Raw genomic sequence first — 12,631 nt, forward strand, 5'->3', positions numbered from 1 at the left:
GTAAACTCATTAGGAAAACAAAATAATGACTACTATCTTGATCGTGGACGATCATCCCGCGTTGCGGCTGGTGATCAAGACTCATCTTTCACAACTGCTCGGCATCACTGAAATTATCGAAACCGATAATGGACAGACCGCAGTCGAGTTGGCCCGGCAGCACACGCCGGATCTCGCTATTCTCGACCTCGATATTCCGCGTATCAACGGGCTCGATGTCATTCCTCGTTTAAAGCTGGTGCATCCCTCGATTCGAGTGCTCGTTCTGTCAGGTCACGATCCGTCGACCTTCGCGCCGCGCGCGATGCGTACAGGCGCGCAGGGTTTCGTCGGCAAGTCGCAGGACATGAAGGAGATCTTGCGCGGCGTCGAGGCCGTGCTGGCGGGGTACACGGTTTTTCCTATGTCGGCAGGTGGCGCCGGCGTGGGGGCGTCCGCAGCCAGCGAAGAAGAGAAGCTCAAGTTGTTGTCCGATAAGGAGCTCGTCATCCTGCAAATGCTGGCCAAGGGTATGTCGAACAAGACTATTGGCGACTCGCTCTTCATTAGCGACAAAACGGTGAGTACGTACAAGAGCCGCATCCAGGAAAAGCTGGGGCTATCTTCGTTGGCGGCGCTGATTGAATTTGCGGCGTTGCAAAGACTGATCGACTGAGTTTCGCAGGCTATGAACATGATGAGCCTGTTTGGTTCTCCGGTGGGCGCGCAGGGTCGCGCTCGCCGCTTCTCTCCCTCAGCACGTACGGCATCGATCCGCTACGCGACCGTGTTGGGTAGTCTCTTCGCATTCACGCTATTGTGCGTCGTGTCGGTGCGCGCCAATGCGGCGCCGTTAGCGGAAGCAAGCTCGCTCGCCGGCAATCCGCGCCCGGTTGCCGCGCTGGCAGCGCGCGGCCCGGTGGGTGACGCCCAAGCGGGTGGCGGCGCTTATGTTCGTGGGCAAGGCGTCGATATCCATGCCGTTGGTGCCGCGCCGGCCAGTGAAAATAGTTCCTCGCAGGACGGGTTCGCTGTTGCCGAACACAGCTCCGCTCCGGCATGGCCTGCGCTGTTTGCGGTGCTAGTTGCCCTCACGGGTCTGGCGATTGTCGCGTTGGGCGGTTGGTGCCGGGCGCGCGCTGGGCTAAAGCTCACCTCCAGGAAACTACAGGTTATCGAAAGTGACTGGCAACGCCGGCATACCGCGGCCGAAGCACGGGAGCAGGCCGCGCGCATCGCTGCAGGCACGCAGGCGACCGCCGCTGCGAAGCAGGAGCGTGACCGTATCCTGAGAACCATGCGTCATTTTGTTGGCGGGCCATTGTCCGCGCTAGCCGGTCTGTTGGCCGGACTCGACACAGCTTCGCTGACGCCCGTTCAGAGAGCCTTGGCAGGCAAGATCCAATCAGCAGTGCGGACATGCGTTCGCGCGCTGGAGGACATGCTGTCGCCCTCCCCAATTGAACCGCATGCGATCGTGCTCGACGAAGATTCGACGGATTTCCGCGAATTGATTGATGGCGTCGTCGCGTTGTTTTCACCCGCCGCAGCACAACGGGGTCTACGTCTGAGCGTGAGCATCGACCAGTCGGTGGCCGCGCGCGTTCTCACCGACAGCGCGCGGCTGGGTCAGATAGTCTTCCATTTGCTGAGCAAGGCTGTGCGGGCGACCGAGCACGGACAGATCACGATCGCGGTGCGGGCACAACCGCTGAACGCTGGTTCGCAGCGCATTTTCATCAGCGTGAGGGATGTCGGTGCGAAGGCTGCACCTTCGGCGCAGCCGCCGCTTCCCGGGTTATTTGTCACCGGCGAACCGATGGGCGACGAGTCTCACAGCGACGGTGATGCTGGGTTCGCACTATGCCGGCTGCTTACGCAGCGCATGGGCGGCGAACTCACAGTCGAGATTCAGCCGGGGTTCGGCACATGCGCGACGTTTACTGCGCCGTTCCCTATCGAGTCCCTGCGGCCGTTCGTCGAACCTGCCAACGGCAATGCACTGGCGATCTCCGCGCGGTTGGTGGGGGGAGCGGCCGGCGCTCAAGCCGAATCATTTGACCGAAGCTATCTTGGCGCGCTATCAAACGAGGGCATCGATTTGCACACGTTTATAGCGGGCTGGCGGCGTTCGATGCTCGACGACCTGGATAGATTGCGTAGCTTGCGCGACGGGCGTGACCGGCTTGACCTCGCTGGTTTGCGCGCCACGCTGCACCGGCTCAGCGGCGCGGTGGCACTCGTCGGGGCATCGAGTTTGATGGACGCATTGCGGCAAGTCAGCGCCGCCCCGACGGAACCGGAAACAGACGCGATTGACGCGCTTTTGAAGCGCGCCGAGGCGTTGATGATGCAACTTGACGACCAGACGATCGACCCACATCGGAGCAAGCTGTCATGACTCGACCGCTAGCCTTGATCGAGGGCGATCTGACGATACCGCTGCCACGGCCGTTCGACGGTCTGCCGCCGCCGTTTGGCGCGCACCGGCGCATGCTGCGCGAGGCCGTACAAAAGGCCGTGGAGCAAGTTGCCAGGCCGGCACGAGCTCCGCGGTTTCCGCCGGGCGTGACGCACATTCTGTCCTACAGGGCGTCGCCACAACGCGTGGATACCACGCGGTGGGACGCATCAATGGCGGAGGCGAGGCGTTATCTGGAAATGAGCAATACCCGCCCGCGCTCTTCGCGCTCGGATCACCTGCTCGCGGCGTCGATTTTCGCTGGTTGCACCATCGCACTGACATGGTTGCTCGTAACGTGCTCCATGAAGGAAGCGGAGAAGGCAAAGCCGCTGGCTGTCGCGTCTGCGGTTCAGTCGTCCGCCAAGGCCACCGATTCGCCACTCGATCATTCGCAACAGCCTGTTGAACCGGCCGTTGATGCGACGCGGGCGGCGGCGCTGGCAAGCACACCCGCGCCGCTGCAGACCATCGCGTCCATTGGGAGCGCCGCTCCAGCTACTCCGGCGCGCTATGCCGAGCCAGTAGCGGTGCCAACGAACCCAATCGCGCAGGCCGGATCTTTGCCGGATGCTCCGAAGCAGTCCGTGTCCTTGTCTCAGGCTGAGCCAAGGCCGACTGCTGCGCCGTCTCCGGTTATTCAAAAGCAGGCCGCGTCGTTGCCTCAAGTTACGCTGAAGCAAACCACGCAAATTGCCGCCAGTGACGACAACTCAAAGGCACCGGTCAAGGCTGCGAGCGGGACCAGGATGGCACGCCTGACGGAGGCTCACGTGAGTGGGCGTCTGACACTGAGCCGCACGGTCCGTCCGGCGGCACAGCCCACCGTATCGACGCAGCCCGAATGGAGCGCCCGTTCGTCGCATGATGACGACTCGGTCGATCAGGCGCCGTGGCTGGGTTGGGCCTCGCAGCAGCACCGCCCCCCCGCGGCCATGCGCGCGACCGTGCCTGCTGACAACAACTGGAATGACCGTATGACCCAGCGCCGGATCACCGACGATCCAGCGGCCTTCCACACCGGCGGAAGCGGAAAGTAGTCTCGTGTACGGAACAACAACCATGGATTTACCTTCGCATGAATGCCCAGACTGAACGCATTGCCAAAACGTACGACGATTTACCCTATATATCGGGGTGCTACCCAGAGAGCGCCCCCGAGCACCTCCGGGCCGTTGCCTATCTGTTCGGGCTCGACGTTCCACCGTTGCAAAAGGCGCGTGTGCTGGAGCTCGGCTGCGCCGCCGGCGGCAACATCATTCCCTTTGCGACTCGCTATCCGCGGGCCACGGTGGTCGGGGTGGATCTCTCCGTTGTGCAGATCGAGGCTGGCCGGCGTGCGATCGAGACGCTTGGGCTGAGCAACATCGCGCTGAGGCAGGGGAGCATTGCGGATCTCGACGCAAGCCTTGGGCAATTCGACTACATCATTTGCCACGGAGTTTACAGTTGGGTCCCAGACGACGTCCGCGAAGCCATTCTGCGTGTTGCGAACGAATGTTTGAGCCCGGAAGGCATTGCCTACATCAGCTACAACACCTATCCCGGCTGGAAGGCGAAGGAAGTGGTGCGTGACGCCATGATGCTGCGCGGCGGCGGTCGTGCTTCGCCCGAAGAGGGACTGGCTTACGCGCGCGGCATGATTGATTTCCTGCATGACACGGCGCAGCCCGGCAGCCTGCTGAAAAAGATCATGGATGACAACATCCAGATGGTCCGTCATGGCGATGCCAGCTACCTCAATCATGAGTATCTTGAGGTATGCAACAGTCCCTGCTACTTCCGCGAGTTTCTTGCGAGGGCGGAACGCCGTGGTCTGAGCTACCTGGCCGAGGCGGAGATCGGGAGGATGTTTGCCGGCAACCACGGACGGCATACTGCGGAATTGTTGCTGAAGGAGTGTGCCGGCGAACAGGTGGTACTTGAGCAATTGATGGATTTCCTCAATAACCGGACCTTCCGCCAGACTTTGCTGGTTCATGATAAACGCGCTGAACAGATACGCTATGGATTCGACCTAAAGCGGCTCGTCGGCCTCCACCTCGCCGGCCGCTACGCGCGCCAGCCGGATGGCGACGGTCGTTGGCAGGACGTTCGTAGCGGTCGGACTATCGCTACCGGGCCGGACACTCAGCAGGTGATCGATGCGCTCAACGAGGCATGGCCTGCAACGGTCGCTGTCGAGGAACTGGTGCGGTGGGTGACAAGCGTTTCCGGGCAAGCGGGTGAGGAGATCGAATCCAGGGTGCTGGATTTTGTTCGGAGCCTGGTTATCCGTAACGCCGTGCAGTTTCGGCTAGAGCCTGTAATCGCGCCGCCTCGTCCGATCGCGCACCCGGAGGCGCCGTCAGTGTTGCGTCGGCTTGCTGAGCTGCGCGCCGGCGGCGAGGCGTCACTGACGCTGTTTACTGCGTGGCACGAATGTGTGGTGACACTTGGGCCGGTCGAGCAAAAGCTCTTGCCCCTGCTGGACGGTAGCCGCAATCTTGACGCGCTGGCGGAGATCATCGGCCGTGGCGTGGCAAACGGCGAGCTGCATTTCAAGCGCGATGGAGAGGTATTGACGCAGCCTGCGGAGATCGCCGCAGCGATCGAAGAAAACGTCCGGCGCGCTGTGCAATGGTTTGCCGATAGCGCGATGCTTGCGGCACGCAGCGAAACTGCGTCTGCCGGCAAGCCGGCTTCGAAACAGCGTGTCCGAAAGGAACACTAACAGAGGGCGATTGCATGAAATGTTACGGAAGGTGCCGGGATCGTTGTAAGGCGCGGTGTGGCGCAGGACATCGCCTCGCGCTGGCCCGTCGCGCCAGTTTGCTTGGCCTGTGAGCTTCTTGCAATCGCTCCGTGCGTGTGCAAAGCGCTCGGTGCCTTTGGGAATCGTCTCATAGTCGACGACAAAAGCGAGACCTACTATCTAATCCCTTGCAGCGGTCTGCTTGTAGGGCTCCCCGCTGGACGACACAATTCAATGTTGGAAGAAATATCTATGCTGGACATCAACGCTGCCGTCGAGGAATGGCTCACCGACCACGCAAGCCGCGGTTGTAATCGCCAGTCCATGTTTGATGCCATGCTCAAGGTCGGCTTTGAACCGGAGAGGGCGGCTGGCGTTATTGACGCAACTTTCAAAGGAATTCAGTCAAAAGATCCGCTGCCGATGGGTATAGAAGCCCTCCGGCAGGGCGAGTATCTTTATGACGCGTGCCCTGTCGCTGCGGACAACGTCATTCGCACCTTCGACCGTGACGTCACCGTGTCGATGCGCTGCGAACGTCCGCAAATCATCGCATTTGACAACGTTCTTTCCGCAGAGGAGTGCGCCGAGGTGATTGAGCGCTCGCGACCTCGCCTAAAACGTTCGGTCACTGGCGTTGGTGTCTACAACAGCATTCGCACTAGCGATACGGCTGGGTTCCTTCCCGGTGAAGATGCATTCATCCAGCGCCTGGAGCAGCGTTTCGCCAGCCTGATGAATTGGCCCGTGGAGAATGGTGAGCCCTTGCAAGTCCAGCGCTACAAGGTCACGGGCGAATATAAGCCGCATCACGACTACTACTCGCCACAACAACCGGGTGCGATAGTTCGCGGTAAAGATGGCGGCCAACGGGTTGCGACGCTGATCGTCTACCTAAACGATGTGCCCCAAGGAGGCGCCACTCAATTTCCTCTACTGGGACTATCGATTACCGCAAAGCAAGGTGGAGCGTTGTATTTCCGCTATATGAACGGGCAGCGGCAACTGGATGCATTGACCTTGCATGCGGGGGCGCCAGTACTCGCAGGAGAGAAGTGGATCGTAACAAAGTGGGTCACTGAGCGACCGCTGGAAAGTCGCGCGAGGCGCTAACGAGTGAGCGTCAATCAGCAGCGTAGTTGAGGATAGGCCGCTTATCCGCCACCTTCACACCCCCATGCCTAATCCAGCAAGGGCGAGTCGTGATTAACCAAGCCCACACCGACCTCGGCAGCAAATAAAAAAAGCCCGGCCAAAAAGCCGGGCTCTCAAATCGGCTGCGTCCTTCCACAAGGACGCAGCACCTGCAAAACAGCTTGCAGTTACCGCATGCGTTACCTGATACCTTAAGCAGCCAGCAGCGAACGCAGCACGAACGGCAGAATCCCGCCGTGCTTGTAGTAGTCCACTTCGATCGGCGTATCGATACGCAGCAGCACGGCAACACGCTTCTCCTTGCCGTCCTTGCCGCGAATCACCAGCGTCACTTCCTGTTGCGGCTTGAAGTCCGAACCCAGGCCTTCGATGTCGTACGTTTCCTCGCCGGTGATACCGAGCGATTGCACGCTATCCGAGCCCTTGAACTGCAGCGGCAGCACGCCCATACCCACCAGGTTCGAACGGTGAATCCGCTCGAAGCTGCGAGCAACCACAGCCTTCACGCCCAGCAGTTGCGTGCCCTTCGCAGCCCAGTCACGCGACGAGCCCGTGCCGTACTCTTCACCCGCGAACACAACCGTCGGCGTGCCCGCGTCGATGTACTTCATCGCTGCGTCATAGATCGACTCTTGTTCGCCGCTCGGCTGGTGAATCGTCAGGCCGCCTTCCACACGCGTGCCGTCTGCCTTCGCCGGGATCATCAGGTTCTTGATCCGGACGTTCGCGAACGTGCCGCGCATCATCACGTCGTGGTTGCCGCGGCGCGAGCCGTAGCTGTTGAAGTCGGCCTTTTGCACGCCGTTTGCCTTCAGCCACTTGCCTGCCGGCGAGTCTTCCTTGATCGAGCCAGCCGGGCTGATGTGGTCGGTCGTGACCGAGTCACCGAAAATGCCCAGTGCGCGTGCGTTCTTGACCGGAGCGATGCTGTCGGCCGGCGTCATCGAGAAGTCCTTGCCGAAGAACGGCGGCTCAGCGATGTAGGTCGACTTCGGCCAGTCGTAGACTTGACCTTCTTCGCCTTCGATCTTGCTCCACAGGTCGCCCTTCTTGGTCAGCGACGCGTAGTTCTTGCGGAACGCATCTGCGTCCAGCGCAAACTTGAGCAGGTCGTTGACTTCTTCGCTGGTCGGCCAAATGTCGCCCAGGTAGATGTCCTTGCCGCCCTTGCCCTTGCCGACCGGTTCGGTCATCAGGTCGCGCGTGATGTTGCCGGCGATCGCGTAAGCCACAACCAGCGGCGGCGACGCCAGGAAGTTCGCGCGGATGTTCGGGTGAATACGCGCTTCGAAGTTACGGTTGCCCGACAGCACAGCTGCCGCAACGATGTCGTTCTTCGTGATCGCTTCGTTCAGTTCCGGCGTCAGATCGCCCGCGTTACCGATACAAGTCGTGCAACCGTAAGCGGCCAGCGTGAAACCGAGCTTGTCGAGGTACTTCATCAAGTCGGTCTTCGTCAGGTATTCCGTGACGATGCGCGATCCCGGCGCCAGCGAGGTCTTGATGTGCGGAGCGACCGTCAGGCCGGCTTCGACAGCCTTCTTCGCCAGCAAACCAGCAGCCAGCAGCACGCTCGGGTTCGACGTGTTCGTGCACGACGTGATCGCGGCGATCAGGATGTCGCCGTTCTTCACATCGACGCCGTTGCTCGTCGTGTATTGCGCGTCCAGATCGGCTTCCTTCTTCGCAAAGCCGTTTTCTGCCACCGGCTTCGAGAACAGGTCGCTGAAGGTCGACTTCACCTGACCGATTTCGATACGGTCTTGCGGGCGCTTCGGACCTGCCAGCGACGGCGTCACCGTGCCGAGGTCCAGCGTGACGACCTTGGTGTAGTCGATCTGGCCAGCCTTCGGAATGCCGAACAGACCCTGCGCCTTGAAGTAGTTTTCGAAGGCGGAGATTTCTGCGTCGGTGCGGCCCGTGCCCTTGAAGTAGTCGATGGTTTTTTCGTCGACCGGGAAGAAGCCCATGGTTGCGCCGTATTCCGGCGCCATGTTGCCGATCGTCGCGCGGTCCGGCAGCGACAGCGACTTCGTGCCTTCGCCGAAGAACTCGACGAACTTGCCGACAACCTTTTCCTTACGCAGCAGTTCGGTCACGGTCAGGACCAGGTCGGTCGCCGTCAGGCCTTCGCGCAGTTTGCCCTTCAGTTCGACGCCAACCACGTCCGGCGTCAGGAAGTACACCGGCTGGCCGAGCATGCCGGCTTCAGCTTCGATACCGCCCACGCCCCAGCCCACCACGCCGATACCGTTGATCATGGTGGTGTGGCTGTCGGTGCCGACCAGCGAATCCGGGTAGTACACGGTGTCCGCGCCTTCAGCCTTCTTGTGCACACCGCGTGCGAGGTATTCCAGGTTCACCTGGTGAACGATACCGACGCCCGGCGGCACGACCTTGAACGTGTCGAATGCCTGCATGCCCCACTTCATGAACTGGTAGCGCTCGTTGTTGCGCTGGAATTCCAGTTTCATGTTCAGGTCGAGCGCGTTCTTTTCGCGGAAGTGATCGATCTGCACCGAGTGGTCGACCACCAGATCGACCGGGACCAGCGGTTCGATCGACTTCGGATCCTTGCCCATGTGTTTCGCGACACCGCGCATTGCAGCGATGTCGGCGAGCAGCGGCACGCCGGTAAAGTCTTGCAGCACGACGCGCGACACGACGAACGGGATTTCGTCGACGCGCGCAGCGGTCGGCTTCCAGTTCGCGAGCTGCTCGATGTGTTCTTCGGCGATCTTCTTGCCGTCGTAGTTACGCAGCACCGATTCCAGCACGATACGGATCGAAACCGGCAGGCGGTCGATCTTGATGTTCAGTGCCTTGCCGAGTTGCGGCAGGGAGTAGAACTTGCCTTTGCCGGAACCGCTGTCGAATTCCTTGAGCGTTTTGTGGAGGTTGTGGGCCATGGTGTTTTCCTTGGTTTGATCGCGGAACTACAGTACTTAACTTGAACTAGATGACGTACAGATCGACGTATTCATTGACCGGCATGGCTTCGAGCCGTGCCTGATCCAGCGACACGTCGAGAATCGCCAGTTGTTGCTTGACCGGAAAGCGGCGCGCGAGGTTGGTCTTGAACTTCTCGACCAGCAACGGAATCCCGTCTTCGCGACGACGCTTATGACCGATCGGGTATTCGACTACAACTTCGTCGAACGTCGACCCGTCGTTGAATTCGATCGTCAGTGCATTGGCGATCGAACGCTTCTCAGGATCGTGGTAATCCTTCGTGAACTGCGCGTCTTCGACACATTCCATCCTGGCGCGCAGCACATCGATACGCGCATCCTGCGCGATCGAATCTTCATAATCCGCGGCCGTCAGACGGCCATGGATCAACGGCACGGCGATCATGTACTGAATGCAATGATCGCGGTCGGCCGGGTTGTTCAGGGGGCCTTTCTTGTCGATGATGCGGATCGCGGCTTCGTGCGTGCGGATCGTGATCTTCTTGATGTCTTCCACGCGTTTGCCTGCTGCGGCGAGTTGCGCGTGCAAAGTCATCGCCGCTTCCACCGCCGTCTGCGCATGGAATTCAGCCGGAAACGAGATCTTGAACAGCACGTTTTCCATCACGTACGAGCCGTATGGACGCTGGAACCAGAACGCGTTGCCGTTGAATAGCACGTCGTAGAAGCCCCACGTCTTCGCGGTCAGCACCGACGGATAGCCCATCTCGCCGGTCTTCGAAATCAGCGCGAGCCGCACGGCGCGCGACGTTGCATCGCCAGCGGCCCATGACTTGCGCGAGCCGGTATTCGGCGCGTGGCGGTACGTGCGCAACGCGTGCCCATCGACAAACGCCTGCGATACCGCGTTAATCAGTTCGTCGCGCGTCAAGCCGATCAACTGGCCGACCACCGCGGTCGACGCCAGCTTTACCAGCAGCACATGATCGAGTCCGACCTTGTTGAACGAGTTCTCGAGCGCGATACAGCCTTGAATTTCGTGCGCCTTGATCATGCCGATCAACACGTCTTTCATCGTCAGCGGCTGTTTGCCCGCTGCGATGGCACTGCGCGAGAGCCAGTCGGCCGTCGCCAGAATTCCGCCGAGGTTATCCGACGGGTGGCCCCATTCGGCAGCCAGCCATGTGTCGTTGAAGTCCAGCCAGCGGATCATCGCGCCGATGTTGAAGGCGGCCTGAACCGGGTCCAGCTGGAACGACGTGCCCGGCACCTTCGCGCCGTTGGGGACGATCGTGCCGGGCACGATCGGTCCCAACAGCTTGGTGCAGGCCGGGTAGGTGAGCGCCTCGAGTCCGCAACCGAGCGTATCGATCAGGCAGTTACGCGCAGTGTCCAGCGCGACCGTGCTGTCGATCTGATAGTCCAGCGCGTAGTCGACGATATCGACCAGGACTGGGTCCGGGTCGGGTCGCACGTTGGAAATCGGAGCGGACATCGGGGTGCCTTCCTGATGTAACGGATTAGTTGGTCTTGTTGACCGCGTTCGATTGCGTCGGAGCCGGTGCGCCTTGCCCCATGGCTGCCGTCTTGCACTCGTCGGCCAGACGTGAGCTGTCCTTATCCGAGAACAACATCGCCTTCGTCGGGATCACGACCAGGTCCATGCCCGATGCGGCGTCGTGGAAACGGTCTGCGCCCGTGGTGGTCGTTTCGCGCGGCAGATTGTAGTTTTTGTTCGCCCAGTGAACCGTGACGATCTGGTCACGCTTCATGTCGCCCTTCAGGTCGAATGCGAGACCTTCGTCGCATGACCACTTTTCCGAGCCTTCCGGCACCGGATCGACCTTCGCTTCCTTGGCCGGATTCGACTTGCGCTTGATCAGGCGCTTCGGCTGCGGGCGCTTCGCCACAGCCTTGGCAGCCGGCTTCGTGGTCGTGGTGGCGGTGGTCGCCGTCTGCGCAGCGGCGTCAGTCGCGACGGTCAGCATCGTCGTGGACAGGGCGCCAATCACGGCGGCGATCATCAGCTTTTTCATGGTGGAGAACCTTTCTATCTAATTTCAGTTGAACAGTACGCGGGCTACCGGTCCTGGCGACCGCGAGGGTTGAACTGCACGCGCTATGAAAGCGCACAGCGACCGCTATTTTCTCCTATTTAGCGGCACGTACCTCAAATTCTCGGGACCGGTGTAATTTGCGCTCGGACGGATGATCTTGTTGTCGATCCGCTGCTCGATGATGTGCGCGCTCCAGCCTGCAGTGCGGGCGATCACGAACAGCGGGGTGAACATCGCCGTCGGCACGCCCATCATGTGATACGACACCGCGCTAAACCAGTCGAGATTTGGAAACATCTTTTTCACATCTGCCATCACTGTTTCAAGTCGTTCGGCGATGTTGAACAGCTTCAGGTTGCCCGCTTCCTTCGAGAGCTTCTTCGCGACTTCCTTGATGACCTTGTTGCGCGGATCGGAAATCGTGTACACCGGGTGACCGAAACCGATCACCACTTCCTTGTTTTCAACACGCTTGCGGATATCGGCTTCGGCTTCGTCAGGCGTCTGATAGCGCGACTGGATTTCAAACGCAACTTCGTTCGCGCCGCCGTGCTTCGGGCCGCGCAGCGCGCCAATTGCGCCGGTGATCGCCGAGTAGATGTCCGAGCCCGTACCCGCGATCACGCGGCCGGTGAACGTCGAGGCGTTGAATTCATGCTCGGCGTACAGGTTCAGCGACACATGCATCGCGTCGACCCATTCTTTCGACGGTTCCACGCCGTGCAGCAGGTGCAGGAAGTGGCCGCCGATCGAATCGTCGTCGGTTTCGACTTCGATGCGCTTGCCGTTGTGCGAGTAGTGGTACCAGTACAGCAGCATCGACCCGAGTGAGGCCATCAGCTTGTCGGCGATGTCGCGTGCGCCCGGCAGGTTGTGGTCGTCTTTCTCCGGCAGCACCGTGCCGAGCACCGACACGCCGGTGCGCATCACGTCCATCGGGTGCGCGGCGGCCGGAATCCATTCCAGCGCGGCTTTGACGTTCGCGGGCAGACCGCGCAGCGCCTTGAGCCTGGTCTTGTAGGCGGTCAGTTCGGCTTGCGTCGGCAGCTTTTCGTGGACCAGCAGATACGCGATCTCTTCGAATTCGCATGCACCGGCGATGTCGAGAATGTCGTAGCCGCGGTAGTGCAGATCGTTGCCGGTCTTGCCGACCGTGCACAGCGCGGTATTGCCAGCCGTCACGCCGGACAGGGCAACGGATTTCTTCGGTTTGAAGCCGCTTTTAGGATCGTTCTCGCCTTGTGCACCGGCGGTTTGCGTCGTCTCGCTCATCTCCCGCAATCTCCTTTGTGCCTGCTCGTTGCTTCTGATTGAACCGCGCATTCGACGTCTG

9 protein-coding genes are annotated in these 12,631 nt (G+C 60.6%); 5 read left to right on the forward strand and 4 right to left on the reverse strand.

What is annotated here, in order from left to right:
• Positions 1-25: 25 nt before the first annotated feature.
• From AYM40_RS22035 to AYM40_RS22055, 5 genes are all read left to right on the forward strand, one after another.
• Complete coding sequence (locus AYM40_RS22035) at positions 26-655, forward strand: response regulator transcription factor (RefSeq protein ID WP_063498397.1); 630 nt, start codon at positions 26-28, stop codon at positions 653-655.
• Positions 656-673: 18 nt separating this feature from the next.
• Positions 674-2,380, forward strand: a complete 1,707-nt coding sequence (locus AYM40_RS38825; protein WP_158515307.1) for a sensor histidine kinase — start codon at positions 674-676, stop codon at positions 2,378-2,380.
• Positions 2,377-3,480 (forward strand): hypothetical protein, encoded by a 1,104-nt coding sequence (locus tag AYM40_RS22045; RefSeq protein WP_063498398.1) that lies wholly within the window; start codon positions 2,377-2,379, stop codon positions 3,478-3,480. Before AYM40_RS38825 ends, AYM40_RS22045 begins: the two co-directional genes overlap by 4 nt.
• A gap of 38 nt (positions 3,481-3,518) precedes the next feature.
• Positions 3,519-5,153: a methyltransferase regulatory domain-containing protein gene (locus tag AYM40_RS22050; protein ID WP_063498399.1), complete on the forward strand. Its 1,635-nt coding sequence runs from the start codon at positions 3,519-3,521 to the stop codon at positions 5,151-5,153.
• 273 nt (positions 5,154-5,426) lie between these two features.
• The gene (locus AYM40_RS22055; protein WP_063500621.1) at positions 5,427-6,287 is read left to right on the forward strand and encodes a prolyl hydroxylase family protein; all 861 of its coding nucleotides are present in this window, start codon (positions 5,427-5,429) and stop codon (positions 6,285-6,287) included.
• A 233-nt stretch (positions 6,288-6,520) separates the two neighbouring features.
• Here AYM40_RS22055 and acnA read toward each other — a convergent pair whose 3' ends face one another.
• From acnA to prpC, 4 genes are all read right to left on the reverse strand, one after another.
• Complete coding sequence (acnA, locus tag AYM40_RS22060; RefSeq protein ID WP_063498400.1) at positions 6,521-9,238, reverse strand: aconitate hydratase AcnA; 2,718 nt, start codon at positions 9,236-9,238, stop codon at positions 6,521-6,523.
• A 46-nt stretch (positions 9,239-9,284) separates the two neighbouring features.
• The gene (locus AYM40_RS22065; protein ID WP_063498401.1) at positions 9,285-10,736 is read right to left on the reverse strand and encodes a bifunctional 2-methylcitrate dehydratase/aconitate hydratase; all 1,452 of its coding nucleotides are present in this window, start codon (positions 10,734-10,736) and stop codon (positions 9,285-9,287) included.
• 25 nt (positions 10,737-10,761) lie between these two features.
• Positions 10,762-11,277 (reverse strand): hypothetical protein, encoded by a 516-nt coding sequence (locus tag AYM40_RS22070; protein WP_063498402.1) that lies wholly within the window; start codon positions 11,275-11,277, stop codon positions 10,762-10,764.
• Positions 11,278-11,382: 105 nt separating this feature from the next.
• Positions 11,383-12,570, reverse strand: a complete 1,188-nt coding sequence (gene prpC, locus AYM40_RS22075; RefSeq protein ID WP_063498403.1) for a bifunctional 2-methylcitrate synthase/citrate synthase — start codon at positions 12,568-12,570, stop codon at positions 11,383-11,385.
• Positions 12,571-12,631: the final 61 nt, after the last annotated feature.

It is taken from the genome of Paraburkholderia phytofirmans OLGA172 (genome assembly GCF_001634365.1).
Lineage (GTDB): Bacteria > Pseudomonadota > Gammaproteobacteria > Burkholderiales > Burkholderiaceae > Paraburkholderia.